This is a genomic window from Rhodovibrio sodomensis, assembly GCF_016583645.1.
GTDB lineage: Bacteria > Pseudomonadota > Alphaproteobacteria > Kiloniellales > Rhodovibrionaceae > Rhodovibrio > Rhodovibrio sodomensis.
Map to the genome: position 1 here is coordinate 1 of NZ_NRRL01000010.1, position 25135 is coordinate 25135.

The following is a 25135-nucleotide window of genomic DNA, read 5'->3' on the forward strand; positions in this document are numbered from 1 at the left end:
CCCCCACGGTCCCACAAGCACGGAGCCCCCGTCGCCATGCGCCCTTCCGGACGCGCCGCCGACCAGTTGCGCACGGTTCAACTCGAGCCCGACTTCAGCAAGCACGCCGAAGGCTCGTGCCTGGCCAAGTTCGGCGACACCCACGTGCTCTGCACCGCCTCGATCGACAATTCGGTCCCGGGCTTCATGCGCGGCAGCGGCCGCGGCTGGGTGACGGCCGAGTACGGCATGCTGCCGCGCGCCACCCATACCCGCGGCGGGCGCGAGGCGGCGCGCGGCAAGCAGGGCGGCCGCACGGTGGAGATCCAGCGCCTGATCGGCCGCAGCTTGCGCGCGGTGACCGACCTGACCGGCTTCGGCGAGCGCTCGATCCAGCTCGACTGCGACGTGCTGCAGGCCGACGGCGGCACCCGCACGGCCGCGATCACCGGGGCCTACGTCGCGCTCTACCAGGCGTTCCAGTTCATGCAGACCGCCAAGGCGATCAAGCAGATCCCGCTGACCGACCAGGTCGCGGCGATCTCCGCCGGAATCTACCAGGGCAATCCGGTGCTCGACCTGGACTACGCCGAGGACTCTTCCGCCGACGCGGACGCCAACTTCGTGCTCACCGGCCGGCGCGGCATCGTCGAGATCCAGGCGAGCGCGGAGAGCGAGCCCTACGACCGCGACACCTTCAACCAACTGCTCGACCTCGCCGAAACCGGGGTCGGCCAGCTCTGCCGCAAACAGCTGGAAGCCCTCGGGGTCGGGGTCTAACTCCTGCAGCAAGGACGACGGGCGCCTCGGCGGGTTCCCTCTCCCTCGAGGGGAGAGGGCTAGGGTGAGGGTGGGACTCCGCGCCGTACGCCGGGGACTCCCACCCTCACCCTCCCACGCCGCTTCGCGGCGCGGGCCCCTCCCTCTCCCGTCGAGGGAAAGGGGACGATGGGCGTGCAACGAAGCCGGGACACGAGACCCCATGCCGCTGGGCGCGGAGACATTGGTGATCGCCAGTCACAACCCGGGCAAGGTGCGCGAGATCGCCGAGCTGGTCGCGCCGTTCGGCGTGGCGGTGAAATCCGCCGGCGAGCTGGGCCTGCCCGAGCCGGAGGAGACCGGCCGCACGTTCGCCGAGAACGCCGGGCTGAAGGCGCGCGCCTCGGCCGAAGGCGCGGGGCTGCCCGCGCTGGCCGACGACAGCGGCCTCGCGGTCACCGCGCTCGGCGGCCGGCCGGGCATCTATTCCGCCCGCTGGGCCGGGCCGGACAAGGACTTCCGCCAGGCCATGGAGCGCGTGGAGCGCGCGTTGCGCGCGGCCAACGGCGGCGATGGCGGCGACCGGTCGGCCTGCTTCGTCTGCGCGCTGACGCTCGCCTGGCCGGACGGCCGGTCGCGCACCTTCCAGGGGCAGGTCGACGGCACGCTCACCTACCCGCCGCGCGGCGCGCACGGTTTCGGCTACGATCCGATGTTCGTGCCGGCGGGCCACGCGATCACCTTCGGCGAGATGGACCCGGCGGCCAAGCACGCCATGAGCCACCGCGCGCGCGCCTTCGAGCAGCTGGTCGACGCGGTGTTCCGGACATGACCGCCGCGCCCGCCCCCGCGTTCGAGGCCCCCGCCTCTGAGGCCGGCTCCCACCGGGCGCCCGACCCCGGCTTCGGCGTCTACGTCCACTGGCCGTTCTGCCTGAAGAAGTGCCCCTACTGCGACTTCAACAGCCACGTCCGCAATGCGGTCGACCACGACCTGTGGCGCCGGTCGCTGCTGGCCGAGCTGGATCATTACGCCAGCGAAACGGCCGGACGGCGCGTCAGCTCGATCTTTTTCGGCGGCGGCACGCCTTCCCTGATGGCGCCGGCGACCGCTCAGGCGCTGATCGACCGGATCGCCGAGCGGTTCGATTTGGCCGACGACGCCGAGATCACGCTGGAAGCCAACCCCACGAGCGTGGAAGCGGAGAAGTTCGCCCGGTTCCGCCAGGCGGGCGTGAACCGCGTCTCGCTGGGCGTGCAGGCGCTGGACGACCGGGCGCTCGCGTTCCTGGGCCGGCAGCACTCGGCGGACGAGGCGCTGGCGGCGGTCGAGCTGGCGCGCAAGGCGTTCCCGCGGATCTCCTTCGACCTGATCACCGCGCGCCCCGGCATGACGCCGGCGAGCTGGGCGGGCGAGCTGGCGCGCGCGCTGGAAGAGGGGCCGGAGCACATCTCGATCTACCAATTGACGATCGAGCCCGGGACGCCGTTCCACGCCTCCTGGCGGCGCGGCGAGCTCGACCTGCCGGACGACGAGACCCAGTCCGCGATCTTCGAGGCGACCGGGCAGACGCTCGCCGCCCGCGGCCTCAACGCCTACGAGGTTTCCAATCACGCGGTGCCGGGGGCGGAGAGCCGGCACAACCTGACCTACTGGCGCTACGGCGATTACCTGGGCATCGGCCCGGGCGCGCACGGGCGGCTGACGCTGGGCGGCGTCAAGCACGCCACCCGCCAGCACAGCGCGCCCGAGGCGTGGCTGGAATCGGTCGGGACGCACGGCCACGCGACCCGCGCCCGCGATCCGCTGGCGGCCGACCAGAAGCGCCAGGAGATCACCCTGATGGGCCTGCGCCTGGCCGAGGGCATCCACCGCGACGCCTTCGTCCGCGAGCTGGGCGCCCAGCCGGAGGCGCTGTTCGAGGCCGGCCGGCTCGACGCGCTCCGGGAGGCGGGTTACCTCACCCTCGACGCCCAGCGGCTGGCCGCGACGGCGGCGGGGCGGCTGCGCCTCAACGCCGTGATCGACCATCTGCTGGGGTGACGTCCGGAAGCACAAGAAGCGCGCCGCGCCGCGCCCGACAGGAGGCTTGCACATGCCCCGCGATCTTGCCCAGGCCGCCCGCGAGCTGCACGACCATCTGAGCCTCGCCAGCCCGCCGCTCGCCATCGCCTTCACGCAGGAGGTGCCCGACGACGTCCCGCGGTTCGACGCGCCGTTCGCCGAGCCCGCCGCCGACGGGCGCACCGGGCGCGTCTCCGCGGGCTGCGTCTTCTGGATGCACGCCGCCGAGCGCACCTTCGCGACCCTGCCGGAAGACCACGGCAACTGCTCGGTCGGCAGCTACACCCACGGCCTGATCTCGCTCGAGGAGGCCGCCAGCAGGGACGACACCAAGGCGCTGCTGGACTGCGGCTGGGTCGACCAGGAGTCGGTCCAGGGCGTGCCGGCGGTGCGGCACAAGCCGGCGGCGATCGTCTACGGCCCGCTCAAGGACGCGCCGGTGCCGCCCGACGTCGTGTTCCTGCGGGTGACCGGCAAGCAGGCGATGATCCTGAAGGACGCGCTGCCGCACCTGCTGAGCGAGGGCAAGCCGCAGTGCCACATCGTGGCGATCGCCCGGGAGCAGCAGCAGCCGGCGCTGTCCGTCGGCTGCATGGTGAGCCGGGTGCGCACCGGCATGCCGTCGAGCGAAATGACCGTCGCGATCCCCGCGGCCAAGCTGGACGAGACGCTCGACGCGCTCGCCGCCGCACAGCAGGCCGACCGCGCGGTCGCCCAATACGCCGCCGACGACAAGCGCCGCTTCCAGGCGGGTTGAGGTCGACGGCCGTTCGCCCGTCAAACGTGCGTGCCGGCGGGTCCTCTTGCCCTTGAGAGACTTTTGCACGCGGGCAGGGGCAGCCGTGGAGCGTGCTTCGACACGCCAGCCCTTCGACAAGCTCAGGCATTGGCACCTCAGCATAAAGTTATCGGTAAGTTGCCGATAAACCGAATCCTTCATCCTGAGTAAGACTCCGAAGGCGTCCGTGCCGAAGGACCCACACGGGCGCCCGGCGATTTGTGCAAAAGTCTTCTGCAGGGGAGCGGCCCCTCCCTCTCCCCTCGAGGGCGCGGGAGGGCAGAGCGGATCCCGCTTATTGTCGCATTCTACGCAGTACAATAAGAGAATAACAGCACTGTGATTTGTGGTATTGGTTGACTCGGGCCGGCTGCCGGCGTATTCCCAATTCTACGAAACGTTCTGCGGCAAATCGAAAAAGCACACGCCGAAGCGTGGAAATTAGGGCAAGGTCGCGGAAGGTGAACCCACCTTTCGCCTGACTCTTGCCCGCTGTTTCAGAAGTTCGGGCGGTATCGCCCGAACCGGCGGCCGCCGCGCGCAGCGGCCGGGCGCCGGGGCGACGCGGCAAAGGGGTTCGCGATGCGTTACTTCCCAGCCTTCCTCGACATCCGCGACCGGCCGGTGCTGGTCGTCGGCGGCACCGAGAACGCCGCGCGCAAGGTCCGCCTGCTGCGCAAGGCGCACGCCCGCGTGGTCGTGGTCGCCCGTCGTCTGGACGACGAGCTGGCGGGCCTGGCCCGCGACGGCGCGATCGAGCACATCGCCCGCTGCTTCAAGCAGGACGACGTGCCGGGCAAGGCGGCGGTGATCGCCGCGACCGGCCGCGCCGACGTCGACGAGGCGGTCGCCAAGGTCGCCCGGCCGCGCGACGTCCCGGTCAACGTGGTCGATCGGCCGTGGGCCTGCACCTTCATCACGCCCGCGATCGTCGACCGCGATCCGCTGACCATCGGCATCTCCTCGGCCGGCGCCGCGCCGGTGCTGGCCCGGCGCATCCGGGAGAAGCTGGAGGCGATGCTGCCGGCGCGGATCGGCGAACTGACCGCGTTCGCCGAGAGCTTCCGGGACGCCGTCGCCAACCGCCTGCTGCCGGGCCCGCAGCGTCTGCGCTTCTGGGAGACCTTCTTCGATTCGGCCGTCGCCGACGACGTGTTGGCCGGGCGCGAGGCGAAGGCCCGCGAGGGCATGATGCGCCTGGTCAACGGCGAAGCGGACGCGGTGGGGACCGGCCAGGTGGCGATCGTCGGCGCCGGGCCGGGCGACCCCGACCTGCTGACCTTCAAGGCGGTGCGGTTCCTGCAGCGCGCCGACGTCGTGGTTCACGACCGGCTGGTCAATCCGGAGATCGTCGACTACGCCCGGCGCGACGCCGAGCGGATCGACGTCGGCAAGGCGCCGGGCGCCCACGCCAAGACCCAGGACGAGATCAACGCGCTGCTGATCGCCCACGCCCGCGCCGGGTCCAAGGTGGTCCGGCTGAAGGGCGGCGATCCGTTCGTGTTCGGCCGCGGCGGCGAGGAGGTCAGCGCCCTGCGCGCGGCGAACGTGCAGGTCGAGCTGGTGCCCGGGATCACCGCGGCGACCGGCTGCGCGGCCGCCGCCGGGATCCCGCTGACCCACCGCGACCACGCCCAGGCGGTCACCTTCGTCACCGGCCATGCCGCCAGCCCGGAGGCCGAGCCGGACTGGGCGGCGCTGGCGGGCGCCAACCACACGCTGGCGATCTACATGGGCGTCACCACCGCCGAGCGGGTGGCCGACCGCCTGATCGCCCACGGCCTGAGCCCGGACACCCCGGCGGCGATCGTGGAGCACGGCACCACCGAACACGAACGCATCCTGCCCACCCAGCTGGCCGCGCTGGGCGCGACCGTCGCCGCGCGCGGCGTGCGCGGGCCGGCGATGCTGATCATCGGCCAGGTCGCGGCGTTCGCCGAGGGCGCGCGCCGCACCGCCGCCGCGGCGCCGGACCCGGCGCGGCCGCGCCAGGTCGCCCTGCAGGGCTGAACCGCATCCAAGCCAACCGAGAGACGACACACGCATGGCATCCAAGGCCAAGGGCCCCAAGGCCGTCACCGCGAACCGCCTGAGCGACGGCGTCGTGGTCTATCTGACGCCGGACGACCGGTGGGCGGAGACCCCGGACCAGGCCGACTGGGCGGAACACCCGCAGGCGCAGCAGGCGCTGCTGGAGCGCGCCCAGGCGTTCGCAGGGACGACCGTGGTCGCGCCCTACCTGTTCGCCGTCCAGCCGCAGGCCGACGGAACGCCGCGGCCCAGTCACATGAAGGAAGTCATGCGCGCCAAGGGACCCAGCGTGCGGCCCGACCTCGGCAAACAGGCCGAATGGGGCAAACAGGCCGAACGGGGCAAACAGGCTGACTGGGGCAAGCAGGCCGGATCGGGCCGGCCGGCCGAACTGGCGGACCCGGGTCCAGGCGAGGAGCGCTAGCACGATGTACCGCTACGACGAATTCGATCAGGCGATCGTCAACGACCGCGTGGAGCAGTTCCGCGAGCAGGTGAACCGGCGCCTGTCCGGGGAGCTCAGCGAGGACCAGTTCAAGCCGCTGCGGCTGATGAACGGGGTCTATCTGCAGCTGCACGCCTACATGCTGCGCATCGCGATCCCGTACGGCACGCTGTCGGCGACCCAGATGCGCAAGCTGGCCCACGTCGCGCGCGTCTACGACAAGGGCTACGGCCACTTCACGACCCGCCAGAACATCCAGTTCAACTGGCCGGCGCTGAAGGACATCCCGGATCTGCTGGCGGAGCTGGCGGAGGTCGAGATGCACGCCATCCAGACCTCCGGCAACTGCATCCGCAACGTCACCGCCGACCAGTACGCCGGGGTCGCCGCGGACGAGGTCGAGGATCCGCGCGTCTACGCCGAGATCATCCGGCAGTGGTCGACCCTGCACCCGGAATTCTCGTTCCTGCCGCGCAAGTTCAAGGTCGCCGTGACCGGCTGCCGGGAGGACCGCGCGGCGGTGGCGGTGCACGACGTCGGCCTGCGGATGACCCGCGACGAGGATGGCGAGCCCGGCTTCGAGGTGCTGGTCGGCGGCGGCCAGGGCCGGACCCCGGTGATCGCCAAGACGATCCGGGCGTTCCTGCCCAAGCGCCACCTGCTGAGCTACCTGGAGGCGGTGCTGCGGGTCTATAACCAGCTCGGCCGGCGCGACAACGCGTTCAAGGCGCGCATCAAGATCCTGGTGAACAGCGTCGGCGCGGACGAATTCGCCCGCATGGTCGAGCGGGAATGGCGGGCGATGCCGGACCAGGAACTGGACCTGCCGGACGGCGAGCTGGAGCGGATCCAGGCCTACTTCGCCCCGCCGACCTACGCGGACCTGCCGGACGACCCGCCGGCCTATGCCGCCTGGCGCCGGCACGATCCCGGGTTCGCCCGTTGGGTGCAGGCGAACGTGGCGCGCCACAAGCAGCCCGGCTACGCGATCGTGAACGTCTCGCTGAAGCCGCACGGCGGCGCCCCCGGCGACGCCACGGCCGAGGAGATGGAGGCGGTCGCCGAGCTCGCCGACCGGTTCGCGCTGGGCGAGATCCGGGTGACGCACGAACAGAACCTGACCCTGCCGGACGTGCGGCAAGAAGACCTCTACCAGCTCTGGCAGGAGCTCAAGCACCAGGGGCTCGCGACGGCGAACGTCGGCCTGATCTCCGACATCATCGCCTGCCCGGGGCTGGACTACTGCTCGCTCGCCAACGCCCGGTCGATTCCGGTGGCGCAACGCATTCAGGAGCGCTTCCAGGACCTCGACCGGCAGCACGACATCGGCGAGCTGAAAGTCAAGATCTCGGGCTGCATCAACGCCTGCGGCCACCACCACGTCGGCCACATCGGCATCCTGGGCGTGGATAAGAAGGGCGAGGAGTTCTACCAGCTGACGATCGGCGGCAGCGCGGACGAGAACGCCTCGCTGGGCGAGATCGTCGGCAAGGGCTTCGCCTACGACGAGGTGGTCGACGCGGTGGAGACGCTGGTCGACGCCTATCTGGAAAACCGCCAGACCGGCGAGGCGTTCCTGGAGACCTACCGCCGCCTCGGCGCCGAACCGTTCCGGGAGAAGCTCTATGCCGCTGATTGACCGCACCGGAAGCGCGGTCGCCGATCCCTGGATCGAGGTCGCCAGCATCGAGGAGCTGCCGGACGGACAGGCGGCGATCCTGCCGGCCGAGGTGTTCCAGGCGAACCGCCACGCGCTGGAAGGCCGGAACGCCGCGCTCGGCGTGCGCCTGCCCAACGACCGCCCGGTCGAGGAGATCGCCCAGGACCTGCACAAGCTGGACGCGGTCGTCCTGGAGTTCCCGGCGTTCAAGGACGGCCGGGCGTACTCCCAGGCGCGCCTGCTGCGCCAGCGCCATGGCTTCGAGGGCGAGATCCGGGCGACCGGGGACGTCCTGCAGGACCAGGCGATCTTCCTGGTGCGCTGCGGCTTCGACCGGTTCGACGTCGACCCGGCCACCGCCGAGGCGTGGCAGCGCGCCCTGCAGCGCATCTCGGTCGTTTACCAGAAGGCCGCCGACGGACCCCAGCCCGCGCCCTGGCGCCGGCACGCGCGCCGCGCGGCGGAATGAGCGGAGAGCCGTTCAAGATGGATGGAAGCACACCGATAACGCCGGCCGACCGGATGGACGCGCTCGACCGCGCCGCCGCGGGGCTGAGCGGGGAGGAACTGCTGGAGCTGGCGATCCGGCAGCAGTTCCCCGGGTCGATCACCGCCGTCTCCTCGTTCGGCGCGGAGGCGGCGCTGCTGTTGGACATGATCGCCCGGATCGATCCGGCGACCCCGGTGATCTTCCTGGAGACCGGCAAGCACTTCCCGGAGACGCTGCGCTACCGCGACCGGCTGATCGCCAAGCTCGGCCTGACCGGCGTCCGTAACGAACGCCCGGACGCGGCCGACCAGCAGCGGACCGACCCGGACGGCCACCTCTGGTCGCGCAACCCGGACCGCTGCTGCGCCCTGCGCAAGGTCCGCCCGCTGGAGCGTGCGCTGCAGGGCTTCGACGCCTGGATCACCGGGCGCAAGCGCTTCCAGACCGCGACCCGCGAGGGCCTGCCGCGCCTGGAACTGGCCGACGGCCGGGTCAAGGTGAACCCGCTCGCCGACTGGACCCAGGCCGACGTCGACGCCGCGTTCGACGCCCGCGGCCTGCCGCGCCACCCGCTGGTCGACCAGGGCTACCCCTCGATCGGCTGCCTGCCGTGCACCCGGCGCGTCGGCGACGGCGAGGACGCCCGCGCGGGCCGCTGGGCCGGCATGGAAAAGACCGAATGCGGCATCCACAACGCCTGGTGGGCGCAGCAGGGGTCAGGGAGCGGGATTTAGCTTGTATCCTGGGTTTCCGCCTCTATGGTGTGTGGGGAAACCGTGTGGGGGAGCAAGCCTGTGTACCTGGAACGTCGCCGCAACCGATACCTCGCCTTCCATGACATCCCTGAGGATGTGCGGTCGGCGTTCGGGGGCCGCAAGCGGTTCTCGCAGAGCACCGAGACTGGCGAAAAGAACCTAGCCCGATCCCGCGCTGCCATCTTCGAGAGACAGTGGCGGAAAGAGATTGACCGCGCTCGGAAGAAGCTGTGCGGGCAGGTGGACCTTGATGATGAGGCGGCGTTCTTCCGGCGGGCGTTGAAGGAGACCCCTGAGCATGAACGGCCCATCCTCCTCGACCACATCGCGGAAATAGCCGAGGGGCGGATTGAACGGGCAGCGGCACGGGCCGGGGTCAGCGATATACACGATCCCGCGTATGACGACCTGCCAGTAAATGCGGAAGCGGACAGGTTCTTCGCCTCTGCGACGGGCAAACTGGTGCCCTGGACCGACCACCTGGACGAGTACATGGATCGCCTGGAGCGGGAGGTTGAAAAGAAGACGGCGGACATGCGCCGGTCGATCATTGAGCGGTTCGGGGCGAAGTTCGCGCACGTCCAGGACGTGAACCGGAAAGAAGTCCAGCGGTGGCTTGACGGGCAGGTTTCCAAGGAAGGGCGCAGCCCGGCGACCATGCAGAGCCACCTCACCAGCCTACGGGCCTACTGGGACTGGCTGGTGTCCATCGAGGTGGCACCCGAGGAGGTTATGCCGTTCGACCGCCTCACGAAGCCCAAGGCTAATCAGAAGCAGACCAAAGCGGATGAGCGGCGGGAGTTTACCCCGAAGCAGCTTGTGGCGATCCTCAGGGCTGCCGAGGAGCGACAGGCGAGGACCGGCAAGGATCAGCCTCTAGTTGACCTGATCGTTCTCGGTATGTGGACCGGGTGCCGCCGGGAGGAGCTTGGTAAGCTGAAGGTCGCGCATGTCCACGGGGATCATTTCGTCGTGGAGGACGCCAAGACTAGCGCGGGGTGGCGGGCCATTCCGATCCACTCCCAGCTACGCCCGACAATCGACCGGCTCACAGCAGACAGCATTGACGGGTATGTCCTACCGTCTACCGCTAAGTCTCAGTATGGCGACCGATCCCCGCCCCTGGGTCAGAAGTTCGGACGGCTGAAGACCCGTATGGGCTACGATGATCGCTATGTGTTCCACAGTATTCGCAAGACGTTCGCTACAATGCTGAAGCAAGTGGGTGAAGATGAGAGTGTAGTCGCTGACCTAATGGGTCACGAATACAAGACTATGACGTTCGGACACTACGCGAGTGAGCATGGATTGGATCGGAAGCGGGCGGCTATAGAGAAGATCAGCTATCCGCTGTAGAGTAACGGTGTCGTGGTGGTCAGCTACGCGGTCGCGAAACAGGTGGGCGGGGCGAAGGTCCGGACAGCAGCACCCGGCTCGACAACGCCGTCTTCTACCAGATCAAGCAGGGTTTCTTCATAGTGATCCTGGCCGCGTTCGATGTGCTGCCAAAGCTCCATCGCGAGGGGTGTGAGTGTCGGGTAGGTTAGAGCGCGGAACGTAAGTATCCAGGCGGTTATACCCGATCCCATCAAAGTGGAGTGAGGGCTATTGTCTTCATATGCTTTCGTTTGGATTTGAATGAGACGCGAATTGAAGGTGGATATCTTTACGCTTTGATCGGGCGTAAGTGGTGTTCCTTTGCCGAGCGCGTCAAATACAAAGTCCAGATCGTGTTTATCCATGACGGGCGCTAGGGCCGCTATAGACTGTGCTGCGGCTACTCGGAGCATCGCCGCTTGTTCTGGACCAGCCACCCGGAAAAAGCGTAAGTGCTTCTCCATGTCGCGCTCCGCCGCCTTCTCTCCGGCCCGTCGCAGGAAGCCGAACATGATCCCTCCCCAAGCGCCATGTGGCGCAGCTGGTTGAACGTTGGTGTTCCTATGCGCCCTGGAGTTTCTATCCGGGGTGGTAGGAAGGCAAGTCCGAAGACGGGATACCCCGGTCGGGAGGCCACTCCGGTCGGAGCACCCCGGATATTTTAGCCAGGTATACGAAGGGCCGACCTCAACTGTGTGTAGATCAATTTACCCCCGTGCACCCCACCGTTTCCTGGTGAGCCACAAGGGGCAACCGGAAAGGGCCACCGGGGGGCCACCTACCTCCACCCAGCGGGACTGCCCGTGCTGGCCAAATGCGGGCCGCTGAGGTGCCGCTGAGGGGGTGGGGGCTATGGGCGTACCTGGGAGAGGGAGAGGGCGTGTGTGGGCTGCTACAGCATCTCCGGCGGAATTGCGTTGAGCCGTTTGGCAGCGCGCTTCAATAAGGCAGCGGCGGCGGCGGACCCACCCACGGCAGCGGCGAAGAAGTAGAGGCCCGGCTGAGACGTTGCGTTCGCCAGCCCGGATGCCTTGGCGGAGAAGACCACAAGGCCGACGACCAGCACGTCCAACATGCTCCAGCGGCTTACCCAGGCTAGGAGCTTCAAGGCTTGCCTGATCCCACCATCGTCTACTGGACAACCACGCCAGATGAAGTCGGTGACCGCGAGCTTGCCGACAGGGAAGACCACGGAGAAGGCCAACACGACGATTGCTAAGAAGACCTCGCCAGACGAGAACAACTCACCGATAGCGCCAAGGATCGACACTTCGTCCTTGAAGAGAATGAGCTTCCGGACGCTGACGATGGGAAGAGCTAGACCGAGGAATAGGCTGAAGACTGAGGCAGCCACTAGGAGGGGCACAAGCCGTTCGTTCCCTTGAGCCTCAGAAGCCACCGAGCGTGGTGCCTTCCGTGCCGTGACGGCCAACTCCCACCAGCGAAGTCGGCTCATGCGTTTTCGGTTCCCCTAATCTGGATGCGCCCCCAGGTAGTACCCCTAGCACCCAACACGCCTCTCTGCACAGGGCGGATCATGGTGTCTTGATCGGGTATACCCTGGCAAGGCGATGGTGTGAGACACCCGAACCGCAGACCCCGGTGTATCATTTGGGTTGACTTTGGTTTCTAAGACGGCGCTTAATGCGGGTCTAGAGCCAAACGAGACACACAGGGGATCGGAATGACCAAGATCGGTTACGCGCGGGTCAGCACCACGGACCAGGACCTAACCGGACAGGTGGAGGCACTGAAGGCGACTGGGTGTGAGGTGGTGAGGGAGGAGAAGGCCAGCGGGACCACCCGCGAGGGCCGGAGCGAGTTGGCTACAGTGATCGACTTCTTGCGGCCCGGCGACGTGCTGATGGTCACCAGGATCGACCGCTTGGCGCGTAGCATAGACGACCTACGGGCCATCGTTCGCGAAGTCGCGGACAAGGGGGCGGCTGTAAAGGCAACCGAGCAACCGTTTGACACCGGCGACATCTACGGCGAGTTGACGATGAACCTCCTGGGGGTGTTCGCGGACTTTGAGACGAAGCTGCGCCGGGAACGCCAGATGGAAGGGATCGAGCGGGCGAAGGCCAAGGGGGTCTACAAGGGGCGCCCTCCGAAGATCGACACGGACAAGGTGCGGGAGCTTCGCGATGAGGGGATGGGTGCAACGGCTATCGCGAAGGAAATGGGGATCGGGCGCGCCAGCGTGTATCGGGTGCTGGACGAAGGGTGAGCTTTAGGGCGGCGTGGCGAGGACTGGCGGCTCAGCAAAAGTGCAGTCGACTGCACCTTCTTGGCCCGTTGTGAGCCGGAGGACACGGGCGGCGGCTATTTAGGGCATCGCTTCAGCCTTAACGTGCACCTTCAGCCCGAAGCTACGTCTGCCGGGCAAGAGGTTTGCTGTAACCCTGCCAACATCTTCTGCGCTCCTGTGTCATAGAGAGCGGAGACTATCTTTCGAGGATTATCAAAATGAACTGCCGCATGTCCGGGTGCGAGCGACTGCGCTCTGGCCACAGCCCCTATTGCCACGCCCACCGTCAACGCCAGCGGCGACACGGAACGCCCGACCAGCCAACCATCACCATCGCGAAGATCAGGCCGTTGAAAGCCGAGGTTTGCCGGTGGCTGGACCGCCGAAGCGACCCGACCGCCTGGGCCAAGGTCGAAGCCCGCTGGAACGTCCTACTCGACCACGCCCGCGACCACCTTGCCGAACACGACCGAGGGCGCCCCACCGTGCGCTGGAAGGATGACGCCATGCGCTCCGTAGTCGCCGTTGCGAATGACGCCAAGCCCCGCGACATCATCGCGACCGTCTGTGCCGTGGTCCTGCTGCGTCACCGGGAGCCGAGCCTGTTCAAGTCAGACCGTGCGTTCCTGTTTCAGCTTGCTCGACTGTTCCGCGCCCTGACCGACCAGCACGCTGGCGAGTGGTACAACCACGAGACCGGCAAGAACCATCGCGTCTACCTAACCCCACCAGCACGGTCCTCGGAACTCCTCGGCCAAGCCCTGATGGACACCCTCGGGGCCGTGGGCCTCTACATCGCCACGGACATCGACCGCGCTAGGGCCGCCCAGGAACGCGAGAAGGCCGATCTCTGGGCCGCGCTTGGCTCCTGCGAAAGGCCAGCCTGACCGGCGACCGCAGGTGGCCCAGGAAGCCCTGAAAACGCCCCAGAGGTGGCCTCTGACGGTCCCCCCGCTACCAACCTAGCCGCCACCCCCAACACGGCCTCTACGGGCCGCATTTCGCCAATCCTGCGTGGGCGGGTCGCTGACCCGATGTTGCCCGCCAACGCACCCTGAAAGCCCACCGCCGTGGACATCGACACCGTACATGACGCGCCTCTGGCGCATCCGGACCCGTCCGAAGACGAGACCGACCCTGGAGACCAATCCCCCGACTACTTTTACAACCCCGACCGCCGCGCCCAGAGTGAGGCCGCGAAGGCACTGATCGCGAGCATCATCAAGACGACCGATCGGGCTGCGTTCGACATCGGCAGCCGTAGGCGAGTTCAACGTGCGAAAGACCGAAACGCCTACGAGCGAACGGTCGAGGCCATCATCAGCGATGTCGCCTACCGCCACCTGACCGACCCAGCCCGACGCATCGCAATCAGCCGGTCAAAGACCACGCTAGATCAACGGTCCCGCTACCGGGCGGAGACCTACGGAAGGCGGGTGCCTGGCATCCTGGACCTGCTGTCACATCCGAGCGTCGGATTGCTTACACAGGTGACTGGTGACCAGGGACCAAAGACCTTCAGTGCCCGGACCACAGGCGGCAAGCGAACGACCATCGCTGCCGGTTCCGTGCTGGTGGACCTGCTAGAGGAAGCGGACCTCGCCCCCAGGGACTTCGCGGAGGATGACTGCCAGGAGGTCATCATCCTGCGGCAGGCTCCCAAAGACTTCTGGGACCGCGCCACGGCGGTCGAGTACGAGGACACCGAAGCGACCGTCCGCTACCGGGCCGAGATGACGGAGATCAACCAGTGGCTCGCAGAGGCGGACCTGACGTTCGACCCTGGTGCCCTCATGCGTCCCCTTCGGATCGACACCCGAGACCGGAGGTTGCGGCGACTGTTCACCCGGAAGAGCTTCGAGAGTGGCGGACGGCTGTTCGGCGGGTTCTGGCAGCAGCTCAAGGAAGGCGAACGGCTTCAAGGTCTGCGGATCAACGGCCAGCCGGTGGCCTCCCTTGACTACCGACAGATGACCCCACGGCTGCTCTATGCCCAGGTGCAGTCAACTGCACCCGAAGGCGATCACTACGCTCTGGGCTACCTGCGTTTCCACCGGGAGGGCCTGAAGAAGGTCTTCAACGCTGCGCTCTTCTCCGACACATCCCTTACGCGGCTACCGAAGGGGACGAGGACCTTGCTTCCGCGAAGCTGCAAGGTGGGCGACGTGATCGAAGTGATTGAGCGATACCATCCTACGCTCGCTGGTCACCTGTTCACAGGCATCGGCCATTACCTTCAGTTCCTGGAGAGTACGATCTTGGTGACGGTCCTACTCCGGTTGAAGGCAGAAGGGGTCACCGCGTTACCGATACACGATGCGGTCGTGGTGGCGGTCACCGATCAAGAGAGGACCAAGGCGGTCATGGAGGAAGTCTTCACCGAGGTGTCCGGTGGGCGGGGCGAGGTGAAGGTATCCACGAAGTCGGGATAATCTAGCTAGTGATTGCCTAGCTTCCGGCTACGTCCTGAGGGTGGTGATGGTGAGGTCTACCTGTGATGGGTCAGGGTAGGTGGAATAGAAGGGCTAACAACAAGTGTGTCTACCCACTCTCTCCGTACGTGGGGCACGTAACTCGCGTCTTTGGTGTTCTGCCGACACTCTGACACATCGTGGCCGATAGTGCAGTTGGACTGCACCCGACTTGGACGATGGTACAGTCTTACTGCACCAAAACCAGCCAACAGGAGACCCCGAAGGTGCAGTTGACTGCACCTACTCGGCAGCCGCCTTCGCCACGCTCCGGCCTTCTCCCGCCGCTCCTCTTTCAGCTTCATGAGCCGCTCTACGGTTCATGCAAGACTAGCGGCATCTTTGCGCTCGATGGCTTTACAGCTCACCGGAAACCCTTGCACAAGAGCCGGTTTTTCTTCTATCACCCGAATGCTCATCGGGGCCACTCGCCGACGGTATTTTAAACCCACTCCACCTGGAGCGACAGATGCCTGAAAAGATAAAGGACTACGCGACCGGTAAACCCGTTACGCTAGGCCCGGAAGAACACGTTAGGCAGCAACTCGAACATATCCTGATTGATGAGCTTGGGTATCCCAAAGAGCTAATCGAGATCGAATTTCCAATTCAGCGGGGTTACAAAAAAGGCAACGAAAAGGCAGATATTATTATATTCCACTCAGCAGAATATAAACAAAATAACGCCTACATGGTAATTGAAACAGAGCCGCCTGGGCATGAGTTTGATGACCAGGTGTTTTCTTACATTACGGCTACTACTGCCGAGTTCGCCGTATGGTTCGACGGCCTCGACCCCAAGCGTAGTCGCGGCGCTGAATACCGCTGGCGCGACCTTGCGCACGCACCCACCACATTTCAAGAAATTCCCGCGCTCCCTCGGCACGGTGAGACGCTCGAGGAAATTGGTAAGTATCGAAAGGACCAATTAAAGCCGGCGCGGAGCCTTAAAGGTATCTTCCAAAAAATGCACAACCGTCTTTACGGAGACGGCCCCCTCAAACGGGAAGACCTTATCGCGCAAGAAGTCATAAAGCTCCTTTTCTGCAAGCTATATGACGAACTCTATACGCCGGGCGATAAGTGTGAGTTCCGAGCGACTGTTCACGAACTACAAAGCGGGGAAGGGCGGAAACGTGTCGGAGACCGCGTACGTATTCTTTTTGACAAACTCAAACACGACCCTTCCTACGCCGACATGTTTGAGGCTGATGCAATTCAATACGATGACTATTGGATTGCTTACGTCGTGTCGGAACTTCAAAGCATCGGTTTAACTCACGAAGAAACAGACGCTGATGCCATGGGGGATGCTTACGAAATCTTCATTGGTCCCCAACTCAAAGGCGAAAGCGGTCAGTTCTTTACCCCCCGGCCCGTTGTCAGACTGGCCGTAGAAATCTTGGCACCAAGCCTGAGTGAGAGAGAGACGGTCCTTGATCCGGCTTGCGGGTCAGGAGGGTTTCTGACCTATGCGTTCAGACACGTAATATCTGAGGCAAACGCTCTCTTTAAAGGGAAAAGTGAAGCTTTCAAGCGGGAGCGTATTCGAGAATATGCGAACAACTTCCTGTACGGTTTGGATATCGAACCGCTGCTTGTCAAGGTCTGTAAGTCGTATATGGCAATCGTGGGAGACGGTAAGTCCGGAATATTCCTCGATAACAGCCTCGCTCCGGTGCAAAATTGGGCGCAAGAGACCAAGACCGAGCTTGCACTCGGCACATTCGATGTTGTGATCACAAATCCGCCGTTCGGAACGCGCATTAAAGTCGAGCAGAATAAGGTCTTAAAGCAATTTGACCTCGGTCACGATTTAAAGGCAGGTCAACCAAAAGGGGATAGCCTGAAGAATGGCCAGGATCCTGCGATCCTGTATATTGAACGGTGTCGCGACTTCCTAAAGCCTCCGACTAAGGGGAAACGTGGTGGCAGGATGGCAATTGTGCTTCCTCGCCAGATATTGAGTGGCCATGATCAGAACATGGTACAAATTAGAAGGTGGATGCTGCGGCACTTTAAAATATTGGCAGTAGTGGACTTGCCACCGGAAACATTCCAGCCATATACCGGGACCATTACAAGCCTTGTTTTTGCTGAGCGGAAAGAGGAAGACAAAGAGGTCGGCGACTACGATATTTTCATGGCAGTCGCGCAATACGTCGGACACGACCGCCGGGGTAACCCGATGTTGGCTCGCAACGACGAGGGTAACCCGAAATTCGACGCGAACAATAATGAAATCGTCTTAGATGATTTACCAGATATATTGGATGCGTATCGGGAGTACACAAATGGGGCTGATCCTAACGCCTGTTTTGATGGCGCGTTTCGTGTAAATTTTTCACGCATACGTAACCAACCAGGCAGTCGGATTGATGCGTGGTTTTACGACCCGAGCAAAAACGAGGTCGTGAAGCAGGTTTGGGATTTGGCGGCTCAAGAGGGCGTAGCTGTAAAGACTATTGGGGAGTTAATTGAGCATCCGGGGGATGTGTTTTATCCGGGACGCCACAAGAGAAATTATTGTGAACCGGGTAGCGGTGCCCTCCCGTTTTTATCTGGTACAAACGTGTTACAGGTTCGCCCCTTTGACGTGAAGTGGCAGCCTCGGGCGTATAAGGCTGCTTGGAAGCACGTTGTCGATAAGGGTTGGATCTTGGTAACACGCTCGGGTTCCGTCGGCCGAGTGGTTTTCGTAGGCGATGTATTGGCAGGGTTCCCTGTTAAGGACGGTGTTGCAGTAAGCGAACACGTCATTCGGATTATCCCGGATGAGGATGAGGTGCATCCAGGTTACCTGTTTGCATTCTTGGCGAGTGAGACTGGGAAAATTCTTCTCGGCCAGGGTATATACGCTTCTGTTGTGCAGCACATTACGCCTGATCACGTAAAAGCGATCCCGGTTCCCATACCGGACGAGAAAACACAGAAAGAAATTGGAGAGGCTGTCTACAAGGCAGAACGGCAGCGCGCAGAGATTTTCCAACTCACGAACGAAGCGATTACATCCATCGATGGGATAGTCGCCGAAGGGGACGTGGGGAAGGCAGCACCGGTTGAAGCTCAGGCATCAGAGGATATCCCGGACGGTCAATCGTAGCGGAGCCAATATAACGGCTTCTAGGGGTCGAAGGGGAAGAGTAATTGACCTTCGCCATCGAAGAGTAAGGTTGGCATGTTGTGTACAGATCGCCCACATCTGGGCCTTACGTGTCACGGAAGGGCGGGCGGCGGGTAGGGTAGAACAAGGTGCAGTCGGCTGCACCCACGAGCCGTCTCGGCTGCGAAGCCCGTGTTGTCCGGAGAGGAGATGGACGCTCGGGACTGGCGAAGGATCGCCCGGCTGTCGGCCTTCCAGAATACGTTGGTGATCGGGAACGGCCTGGATGCTGTCTCAGGTGGACTGGCGAGAGAGTAGGTGAGCCGGAGCGAGGCTTGCCGAGTGCAAGCGAACGGCTAGGGCAGTTGACTGCACGTTGAGGCTACCGGCGGGGGTGTGGAGGTGCCCCCGCTGGTGGTCTTTTTGGTAGACCTGTGGGGCTTCCGGGGAGACGGGCAGCCTAGCCGAGCGTCACCGCTCCGTGTGGGGGAAGCGTGTGGGGGCCGCTTGTGCGCCCATCCTGCAACCCCTTGTTTTCATTACCATTATCCGGGTGCCTCGACCGTGGCTTCCCAAACGCCTGGTGGGCGCAGCAGGGCTCGGGCAGCGGGATTTAGCCGCGTCCGCGTGGGGCGGTTGCACAGCGCATCGGCGGGTCCCCTCTCCGCCGCTCGGGGGAGAGGGACAGGGTGAGGTGGCTCTGCACGACCTTCGCGTCCCGGAACGCCGCCTAACTGCCTTCGCGACGCCGCTTGAGCTTCAGGGGCGTGCAAACCACCTCACCCTAGCCCTTTCCTCCCACGGGAAGAGAGGGAACCCACCGCGCAGCTAGCCGTCGACCTCCCATGGCCCCGCCGCGAGCAGCCGCGCGAACGCCTCCGGGTCGTCGTGCTTTTGCTTCGGGCACAGGCGGCGGAGTTGCCGGCGATCGGGCACGTCACCGATGCGCTGGTCGGTCGCGAACGCGAGGTCGGTGTGCCGGCGCGCGGTCTCGACCACCCGGGCGCTGATCTTGCCCTGCGGGTAGGCGAACGCGAACGGCGGCGCGCCCAGCAGGTCGGCCAGCCAGGCCCGCGAGTCCGCGATCTCCGCCTCCAGGTCCGGCTGCTGCAGGGAATACAGCGAATCGTGGCTCAGGCCATGCGCGCCCACCCGCCAGTGCGGGTCCTGGGCGAGCTCGCGCAGGCCGGCCTCCGACAGGTGCGTGGCGCCGGCCCGGCGGATCTGGTCGCGCGCGGCGAACAGGCCGGCGGCGATGCCGTGGCGCCGCAGCACCGGCGTGACGAGCTCGACCACTTCGGCGTAGGCGTCGTCGAACGTCACCGCCGCCACCGGCCGGGCGCGGTCCGCGAACGCGCCGGCGTCCCAGAACGCGACCGCCCGGTCGATGCCGACCAGTTCGAACGTGTTCGCGAGCGCGTCGAGCTGCCGGGCGAACGCGTCGGCGCGGGTGCGGAAGGGATAGTCGTCCAGGCCGTTAGACAGCGCGTGGTAGCACAGGATCACGAGCCCGCGCCGCTCGGCCAGGCGCGCCCAGGGGTCGCCCGTCATCGCGCCGCCACCTTGGTGCCGGGGGCGATCAGGAACTCGGCCTCCGGGTCGTGGACCTGGTAGCGGCGCTTGGCGAGCTCCGGGCGCTGCACGGCGTAGCAGTAGCAGCAGCCGTGCGGGCAGGTGTCGTAGGCCCCGATGTCCTTCGCCTTGGCGCAGTAGCAGCCGGGCCGGTTGCCCTTGGTCGGCGCGTTGACGGTGCGCCCGGCGACCCGGCCCAGCCGCTCGGCGTCGATGCAGCGCGCGGCTTGCAGCCGGGTGAACAGCGGGTCCGGCAGCAGCTCCGGCTGCGCGCACAGCTTGGGCGTGAAGCCGTACGGCTGCGCGCGCGCCGCGAGCTCCTCCAGCAGCGCCGTCTTCTCCTCGGCCGGCGGGTCCCACCACTCGAACCCGTGACGCTCCGCCGCTCGGTCGGTGTTGCGCTTGGTCTTGGCGTAGACGGTGGCGAACGACAGGTCGACCTCGTCGCTCGATCCTTCGAGCGCGGCGGCCAGCCGGGCGAAATTCACGCGGTGCCAGTCGGGCGGGGTGAGGGAGGTCAGGAACACCGGATCGTAGCGCCACACGACCGTTTCGGGTCCGTAACGCTCGGCGATCGCGTGCATCTGCTCGACCGCCCGGCGCCAGTCGATCACGGACGTCTCCAGCGCGCGCGGATAGGCGGTGATGGTATATTGCACGACGAACGGAAAGCCGCGATCCGCGACCTCCGCCAGCACGTCCTGGAACGGCCCGACGTTCTTGGTCCAGAAGACGAAGCCGTCGCACGCGCCCGGCGTCAGGTCGACCGTGTAGACTTGGCCGCCGTAGGGATTGACCATCTTGGCATGGCCCGCCCGCAGCCGGTTCCGGAACCAGGCGGGATAGAACGCCGGGATGTCGGTCTTGTAGCTGGCGGAGACGATCAAGGGCCGTTTCCTGAAGCGGTGGCCGGGGTGCCCTCTCAATCCCCCTTCTCCAGTGGGAGGGGCTAGGCGAGGAGGATGCCGCGGCATCTGCGGGCGAGGCTACCTCCTCTCCCTAGCCCTCTCCTCCCACGTGGAGGAGAGGGAACTGACGGCGTGGCGGACAGGGAACGCCTTACCCCTGCCCCGCGTCGTCCTCCGGGTCGCGCGCCAGCTGCTGCTTGGTGTGTTCCTTCTGCGCCTTGGCGGCGCGGGCGCGGCCCCAGGTGCGGAAGGCGAAGTAGCAGGCGCCGGCGACCAGCGCGATGTAGAAGCCGCCCTGCTTCATCACCTCGGAGTTGTACAGATAGTCGCCCACGATCGCCATGCCGGCGGCGGTGAACACCGTCACCATCAGGGCGACCAGGATGCCCAGGTAGATCTTGTCGTTGCGCGGGTCGCCGGGCGGGAAGGCGGTCGTCCGCGGGCTGTCGGGGGTGTCGTCGTTGCGCTCGGGGCCGGGCATGGCGTGATCGATCCTCGAATGGCTCGCATGGGGGTGCTGCGGTCCGGCCGGAAGGGCTGGCCGGGCGGGTCCGCCATGCATATCGCTCATATGGTGTCCGAATAAAACCGCCGTCCTGCGGGCCGGGACGGCTTGATGGTGGTGACAGGGTACTTACATAAGCGGTCGAACGCGAGACAGCGGCGCTTTTCAGGATCCGCAGGAAACCAGGGACGCTTGGCGGCGCTTCGGCGAAGAAGGCCGCAGGCGGTCTGCTGAAAGGAGAGAGGAACTCATGAGCAGGACCATCGGCATCGACCTCGGCACGACGAACTCTTGTGTCGCGGTCATGGAAGGCAAGGAAGGGAAGGTCATCCCGAACTCCGAGGGCACGCGGACCACGCCCTCGATGGTGGCCTTCACCGAGGATGGCGAGCGTCTGGTCGGCCAGGCGGCGAAGCGCCAGGCGGTCACCAACCCGACCAACACGCTGCACGCCATCAAGCGCCTGATCGGGCGGCGCTACGACGACCCGACGACCAAGAAGGACATCGACCAGGTCCCCTACAAGATCGTCAAGGCGGACAACGGCGACGCCTGGGTCGAGGCGCAGGGCAAGCAGTACAGCCCCTCGCAGATCTCCGCCTTCATCCTGCAGAAGATGAAGGAGACGGCCGAGGAATACCTGGGCGAGACGGTCGACAAGGCCGTGATCACCGTCCCGGCGTACTTCAACGACAGCCAGCGCCAGGCGACCAAGGACGCCGGCCGGATCGCGGGCCTGGAGGTCGAGCGGATCATCAACGAGCCGACCGCCGCCTCGCTCGCCTACGGCCTGGACAAGCAGAAGTCCGGCACCGTCGCGGTCTACGACCTGGGCGGCGGCACCTTCGACATCTCCATCCTGGAGATCGGCGACGGCGTGTTCGAGGTGAAGGCGACCAACGGCGACACCTTCCTCGGCGGCGAGGACTTCGACCAGAAGATCATCGAGTACCTGGCCGACGAGTTCAAGAAGGAGCAGGGGATCGACCTGCGCCAGGACAAGCTGGCCCTGCAGCGCCTCAAGGAGGCCGCGGAGAAGGCCAAGATCGAGCTGTCCGGCTCGCAGCAGACGGAAGTCAACCTGCCGTTCATCACCGCCGACCAGAACGGCCCGAAGCACCTCAACATCAAGCTGACCCGGGCGAAGCTCGAGGCGCTGGTCGAGGACCTGGTGCAGCGCACCGTCGAGCCGTGCAAGTCGGCCCTGAAGGACGCCGGCATGAAGGCCAGCGAGGTCGACGAGGTGATCCTGGTCGGCGGCATGACCCGGATGCCGAAGATCGTCGAGACGGTGAAGAACTTCTTCGGCAAGGAGCCGCACAAGGGCGTCAACCCGGACGAGGTCGTGGCGATCGGTGCGGCGATCCAGGCCGGCGTGCTGCAGGGCGACGTCAAGGACGTGCTGCTGCTCGACGTGACGCCGCTGTCGCTCGGCATCGAGACGCTGGGCGGCGTGATGACCAAGCTGATCGAGCGCAACACGACCATTCCGACCCGGAAGTCGCAGACCTTCTCGACGGCCGAGGACAACCAGACCGCGGTGACCATCCGCGTGTTCCAGGGCGAGCGCGAGATGGCCGCGGACAACAAGCTGCTGGGCAACTTCGACCTGGTCGGCATTCCGCAGGCGCCGCGCGGCGTGCCGCAGATCGAGGTGACCTTCGACATCGACGCCAACGGCATCGTCAACGTCTCGGCCAAGGACAAGGCGACCGGCAAGGAGCAGTCGATCCGCATCCAGGCCTCCGGCGGCCTGTCCGAGGACGACATCGAGCAGATGGTCAAGGACGCCGAGGAGCACGCCGAGGAGGACCGCCGCAAGCGCGAGCTGGTCGACGCCAAGAACCAGGCCGAGAGCCTGATCCACACCACCGAGAAGACGCTCGGCGAGGTCGGCGATCAGGTCGAGGCCGACGACAAGAAGGCCGTCGAGGACGCCGTCAGCGACCTGCGCACGGCGGTGGAGAACGAGGACCTCGACGACATCAAGCAGAAGACCGAGACGCTGTCGCAGGCGTCCAGCAAGCTGGGCGAGGCGATGTACCGCAACGCCCAGGAGGCCCAGGGCGCCGAGGGCGCCGCGAGCGACGGCGCCGACACCGCGGGCGGCGACGGCCAGAAGTCCAGCGAGGACGTGGTCGACGCCGACTTCGAAGAGGTCGACGACAACGACCAGAAGCGGGGCGGTCAGTCGAAATAACCGACTGGCCGGCGGCCAGGAAACGGGCGGGGGTCATGCGGCTCCCGCCCGCTTCGCTTGTCCGCCCGTAAGACCGCGGGGGGCCACGCACCTTACGCGCGAAGCGTGCCCGCGGACGAAACAGAAAGGGCGCACGTCAGGCTGAAGGTCGGGCCGACCGTCGGCGGCGTCGCCCCAGCGGTTGCCGGACGCAAGCCGGCGGCGACAGACGCGACACCAGAAACCGGGACCGTCGACGCGCCATGGCGAAACAAGACTACTACGAGCTGCTTGGGATCTCCCAAAGCGCCGGCAAGGACGAGATCAAGAAGGCCTACCGCAAGCTGGCCATGAAGTATCACCCGGACCGCAACCCGGGTGACCAGGAGGCCGAGGCCAAGTTCAAGGAGATCGGCGAGGCCTACGAGATCCTGTCCGACGACCAGAAGCGCGCCGCCTACGACCGGTTCGGCCACGGCGCCTTCGAGCAGGGCGGGGGCGGCGGCCCCGGCGGCATGGGCGGTTTCGGCGGCTTCGGCGCCGGCGGCTTCGCCGACATCTTCGACGAGATGTTCGGCGACATGATGGGCGGCGGCCGGCGCCGCGCGTCCGGCCGCGGCGCGGACCTGCGCTACGACATGGAGATCACCCTGGAGGAGGCGTTCCAGGGCAAGCAGGCGCAGATCAAGGTGCCGACGAGCGTCAGCTGCGACAGCTGCGAGGGCACCGGCGCGGAGCCGGGCAGCAAGCCGATCAACTGCACCACCTGTAACGGCGACGGCCGGGTGCGCCAGCAGCAGGGCTTCTTCACCATCGAGCGCACCTGCCCGTCCTGCGCCGGCGCCGGGCAGCAGATCGACAAGCCGTGCAAGGCCTGCGACGGCGCCGGCCGGGTGCACCGGGAGCGCTCGCTGCAGGTCAACATCCCGGAAGGCGTCGAGGACGGCACCCGGATCCGCCTGGCCGGCGAAGGCGAGGCCGGCATGCGCGGCGCGCCCGCGGGCGACCTCTACATCTTCCTGACGGTCAAGCCGCACCGGATCTTCGAACGCGAGGGCGCCAACATGGCGTGCCGCGTGCCGATCCCGATGACCACCGCCGCGCTCGGCGGCACCATCGAGGTGCCGGTGATCGACGGCACGCGCGCCAAGATCAGCATCCCCGAAGGCACCCAGTCGGGCACCCAGTTCCGCCTGAAGGGCAAGGGCATGACCGTGGTGCGCTCGAACGCGCGCGGCGACATGTACGTCCAGGTCGAGGTCGAGGTGCCGAAGAACCTGACCAAGCGCCAAAAGGACCTGCTGCGCGAGTTCGAGGACGAGAGCGAGGGCAGGAAGACCTCGCCGGAAAGCGAGGGCTTCCTGTCCAAGATCAAGGAGTTCTGGGAAGACCTGACGGACCAGAAGTAGCGCGGATAATGCGCTTTCGATCCAGAAAAGCCGGCTATGGCAGAGCGCCATCGCCGGCTTTTTCGTGTTGATAGGGCGGGGTGTGCGTGTTGAGGCAGACGCGCGTGTGGCGCTTCACCCACGCTAACCAATCCCCCTCCTCCATTGGGGGAGGGGCGAGCGGAGGAGGATGCCGCGACATCGGCCATGCGAACCTCCTCGCCCCAGCCCTCTCCTCCCACTGGAGGAGAGGGAATGAATTACCCGCCGCCCTTTTTCGCCGCCCCGCGGCAGCGCTTGGAGCAGTAGCGCACCTGCTCCCAGTCGTTCGCCCACTTCTTGCGCCAGGCGAACGGCTTGCCGCAGGCGGCGCAGGTCTTGGTCGGCAGGTCGGCTTTCTTGCGCGCCCTCATGGCCCGG

At 65.8% G+C, this 25135-nt stretch carries 22 protein-coding genes; 16 read left to right on the forward strand and 6 right to left on the reverse strand.

What is annotated here, in order from left to right; all coding sequences use genetic code 11:
• Window positions 1-36 precede the first annotated feature (36 nt).
• The 10 genes from rph to CKO28_RS06455 all read left to right on the forward strand — a co-directional run bounded on the left by rph (window position 37) and on the right by CKO28_RS06455 (window position 10317).
• The gene (gene rph / locus CKO28_RS06410; protein WP_200339800.1) at window positions 37-759 is read left to right on the forward strand and encodes a ribonuclease PH; all 723 of its coding nucleotides are present in this window, start codon (window positions 37-39) and stop codon (window positions 757-759) included.
• 202 nt (window positions 760-961) lie between these two features.
• Window positions 962-1570 carry an RdgB/HAM1 family non-canonical purine NTP pyrophosphatase gene (rdgB, locus tag CKO28_RS06415; protein WP_200339801.1) on the forward strand — a complete coding sequence of 203 codons (609 nt, stop codon included), beginning with the start codon at window positions 962-964 and terminating at the stop codon, window positions 1568-1570.
• The gene (hemW, locus tag CKO28_RS06420; RefSeq protein WP_200339802.1) at window positions 1567-2781 is read left to right on the forward strand and encodes a radical SAM family heme chaperone HemW; all 1215 of its coding nucleotides are present in this window, start codon (window positions 1567-1569) and stop codon (window positions 2779-2781) included. The genes rdgB and hemW overlap by 4 nt, the downstream gene beginning before the upstream one ends.
• A gap of 52 nt (window positions 2782-2833) precedes the next feature.
• Window positions 2834-3559: a DUF169 domain-containing protein gene (locus tag CKO28_RS06425; RefSeq protein ID WP_200339803.1), complete on the forward strand. Its 726-nt coding sequence runs from the start codon at window positions 2834-2836 to the stop codon at window positions 3557-3559.
• A gap of 603 nt (window positions 3560-4162) precedes the next feature.
• On the forward strand, window positions 4163-5590 hold the full coding sequence (gene cysG, locus CKO28_RS06430; RefSeq protein ID WP_200339804.1) for a siroheme synthase CysG: 1428 nt from the start codon (window positions 4163-4165) through the stop codon (window positions 5588-5590).
• A gap of 34 nt (window positions 5591-5624) precedes the next feature.
• Window positions 5625-6035: a DUF2849 domain-containing protein gene (locus CKO28_RS06435; RefSeq protein WP_200339805.1), complete on the forward strand. Its 411-nt coding sequence runs from the start codon at window positions 5625-5627 to the stop codon at window positions 6033-6035.
• A gap of 4 nt (window positions 6036-6039) precedes the next feature.
• Window positions 6040-7695: a nitrite/sulfite reductase gene (locus tag CKO28_RS06440; RefSeq protein ID WP_200339806.1), complete on the forward strand. Its 1656-nt coding sequence runs from the start codon at window positions 6040-6042 to the stop codon at window positions 7693-7695.
• Complete coding sequence (locus CKO28_RS06445) at window positions 7682-8185, forward strand: DUF934 domain-containing protein (protein WP_200339807.1); 504 nt, start codon at window positions 7682-7684, stop codon at window positions 8183-8185. The genes CKO28_RS06440 and CKO28_RS06445 overlap by 14 nt, the downstream gene beginning before the upstream one ends.
• A gap of 17 nt (window positions 8186-8202) precedes the next feature.
• Window positions 8203-8940, forward strand: coding sequence for a phosphoadenylyl-sulfate reductase (locus CKO28_RS06450; protein WP_242480377.1), 738 nt, complete (start codon window positions 8203-8205; stop codon window positions 8938-8940).
• A gap of 60 nt (window positions 8941-9000) precedes the next feature.
• Window positions 9001-10317, forward strand: a complete 1317-nt coding sequence (locus CKO28_RS06455; protein ID WP_200339808.1) for a tyrosine-type recombinase/integrase — start codon at window positions 9001-9003, stop codon at window positions 10315-10317.
• Window positions 10318-10340: 23 nt separating this feature from the next.
• Here the strand turns inward: CKO28_RS06455 and CKO28_RS06460 are convergent, their stop codons facing one another.
• Both CKO28_RS06460 and CKO28_RS06465 read right to left on the reverse strand, forming a co-directional pair.
• Window positions 10341-10850: a hypothetical protein gene (locus CKO28_RS06460; RefSeq protein ID WP_200339809.1), complete on the reverse strand. Its 510-nt coding sequence runs from the start codon at window positions 10848-10850 to the stop codon at window positions 10341-10343.
• Between the two features lie 380 nt (window positions 10851-11230).
• Entirely contained in the window at window positions 11231-11794 is a 564-nt protein-coding gene (locus CKO28_RS06465) for a paraquat-inducible protein A (protein ID WP_200339810.1), read from the reverse strand.
• Window positions 11795-12022: 228 nt separating this feature from the next.
• On the opposite strand from CKO28_RS06465, the gene CKO28_RS06470 reads away from it, so the two are divergent.
• The 4 genes from CKO28_RS06470 to CKO28_RS06485 all read left to right on the forward strand — a co-directional run bounded on the left by CKO28_RS06470 (window position 12023) and on the right by CKO28_RS06485 (window position 18163).
• On the forward strand, window positions 12023-12568 hold the full coding sequence (locus CKO28_RS06470; RefSeq protein ID WP_200339811.1) for a recombinase family protein: 546 nt from the start codon (window positions 12023-12025) through the stop codon (window positions 12566-12568).
• 371 nt (window positions 12569-12939) lie between these two features.
• Entirely contained in the window at window positions 12940-13476 is a 537-nt protein-coding gene (locus tag CKO28_RS06475; RefSeq protein WP_200339812.1) for a hypothetical protein, read from the forward strand.
• Between the two features lie 183 nt (window positions 13477-13659).
• Window positions 13660-15021, forward strand: a complete 1362-nt coding sequence (locus CKO28_RS06480) for a hypothetical protein (protein WP_200339813.1) — start codon at window positions 13660-13662, stop codon at window positions 15019-15021.
• Between the two features lie 508 nt (window positions 15022-15529).
• On the forward strand, window positions 15530-18163 hold the full coding sequence (locus tag CKO28_RS06485; protein WP_200339814.1) for an N-6 DNA methylase: 2634 nt from the start codon (window positions 15530-15532) through the stop codon (window positions 18161-18163).
• A gap of 828 nt (window positions 18164-18991) precedes the next feature.
• On the opposite strand, the gene CKO28_RS06490 is transcribed toward CKO28_RS06485, so the two are convergent.
• The 3 genes from CKO28_RS06490 to CKO28_RS06500 all read right to left on the reverse strand — a co-directional run bounded on the left by CKO28_RS06490 (window position 18992) and on the right by CKO28_RS06500 (window position 21124).
• Window positions 18992-19714: a polysaccharide deacetylase family protein gene (locus CKO28_RS06490; RefSeq protein ID WP_200339815.1), complete on the reverse strand. Its 723-nt coding sequence runs from the start codon at window positions 19712-19714 to the stop codon at window positions 18992-18994.
• On the reverse strand, window positions 19711-20622 hold the full coding sequence (locus CKO28_RS06495) for a DUF1848 domain-containing protein (RefSeq protein WP_200339816.1): 912 nt from the start codon (window positions 20620-20622) through the stop codon (window positions 19711-19713). Before CKO28_RS06495 ends, CKO28_RS06490 begins: the two co-directional genes overlap by 4 nt.
• A gap of 172 nt (window positions 20623-20794) precedes the next feature.
• On the reverse strand, window positions 20795-21124 hold the full coding sequence (locus tag CKO28_RS06500) for a hypothetical protein (RefSeq protein ID WP_200339817.1): 330 nt from the start codon (window positions 21122-21124) through the stop codon (window positions 20795-20797).
• 274 nt (window positions 21125-21398) lie between these two features.
• Between CKO28_RS06500 and dnaK the strand changes: the two genes are divergently transcribed.
• Entirely contained in the window at window positions 21399-23348 is a 1950-nt protein-coding gene (gene dnaK / locus CKO28_RS06505) for a molecular chaperone DnaK (RefSeq protein WP_200339818.1), read from the forward strand.
• 242 nt (window positions 23349-23590) lie between these two features.
• Window positions 23591-24736 (forward strand): molecular chaperone DnaJ, encoded by a 1146-nt coding sequence (gene dnaJ / locus CKO28_RS06510; protein ID WP_200339819.1) that lies wholly within the window; start codon window positions 23591-23593, stop codon window positions 24734-24736.
• A gap of 239 nt (window positions 24737-24975) precedes the next feature.
• Here the strand turns inward: dnaJ and CKO28_RS06515 are convergent, their stop codons facing one another.
• Window positions 24976-25128: a DUF2256 domain-containing protein gene (locus CKO28_RS06515; protein WP_200339820.1), complete on the reverse strand. Its 153-nt coding sequence runs from the start codon at window positions 25126-25128 to the stop codon at window positions 24976-24978.
• Between the last annotated feature and the right edge of the window lie 7 nt (window positions 25129-25135).

Coding starts and splice junctions, on each gene's coding strand:
- CKO28_RS06490 (WP_200339815.1), bottom strand. CDS start 19,714: ATGACGGGCGACCCCTGGGCGCGCCTGGCCGAGCGGCGCGGGCTCGTG.
- CKO28_RS06460 (WP_200339809.1), bottom strand. CDS start 10,850: ATGTTCGGCTTCCTGCGACGGGCCGGAGAGAAGGCGGCGGAGCGCGAC.
- dnaJ (WP_200339819.1), top strand. CDS start 23,591: ATGGCGAAACAAGACTACTACGAGCTGCTTGGGATCTCCCAAAGCGCC.
- CKO28_RS06470 (WP_200339811.1), top strand. CDS start 12,023: ATGACCAAGATCGGTTACGCGCGGGTCAGCACCACGGACCAGGACCTA.
- CKO28_RS06465 (WP_200339810.1), bottom strand. CDS start 11,794: ATGAGCCGACTTCGCTGGTGGGAGTTGGCCGTCACGGCACGGAAGGCA.
- rph (WP_200339800.1), top strand. CDS start 37: ATGCGCCCTTCCGGACGCGCCGCCGACCAGTTGCGCACGGTTCAACTC.
- CKO28_RS06515 (WP_200339820.1), bottom strand. CDS start 25,128: ATGAGGGCGCGCAAGAAAGCCGACCTGCCGACCAAGACCTGCGCCGCC.
- CKO28_RS06445 (WP_200339807.1), top strand. CDS start 7,682: ATGCCGCTGATTGACCGCACCGGAAGCGCGGTCGCCGATCCCTGGATC.
- CKO28_RS06425 (WP_200339803.1), top strand. CDS start 2,834: ATGCCCCGCGATCTTGCCCAGGCCGCCCGCGAGCTGCACGACCATCTG.
- CKO28_RS06440 (WP_200339806.1), top strand. CDS start 6,040: ATGTACCGCTACGACGAATTCGATCAGGCGATCGTCAACGACCGCGTG.
- rdgB (WP_200339801.1), top strand. CDS start 962: ATGCCGCTGGGCGCGGAGACATTGGTGATCGCCAGTCACAACCCGGGC.
- dnaK (WP_200339818.1), top strand. CDS start 21,399: ATGAGCAGGACCATCGGCATCGACCTCGGCACGACGAACTCTTGTGTC.
- cysG (WP_200339804.1), top strand. CDS start 4,163: ATGCGTTACTTCCCAGCCTTCCTCGACATCCGCGACCGGCCGGTGCTG.
- CKO28_RS06500 (WP_200339817.1), bottom strand. CDS start 21,124: ATGCCCGGCCCCGAGCGCAACGACGACACCCCCGACAGCCCGCGGACG.
- CKO28_RS06485 (WP_200339814.1), top strand. CDS start 15,530: ATGCCTGAAAAGATAAAGGACTACGCGACCGGTAAACCCGTTACGCTA.
- CKO28_RS06450 (WP_242480377.1), top strand. CDS start 8,203: ATGGATGGAAGCACACCGATAACGCCGGCCGACCGGATGGACGCGCTC.
- hemW (WP_200339802.1), top strand. CDS start 1,567: ATGACCGCCGCGCCCGCCCCCGCGTTCGAGGCCCCCGCCTCTGAGGCC.
- CKO28_RS06435 (WP_200339805.1), top strand. CDS start 5,625: ATGGCATCCAAGGCCAAGGGCCCCAAGGCCGTCACCGCGAACCGCCTG.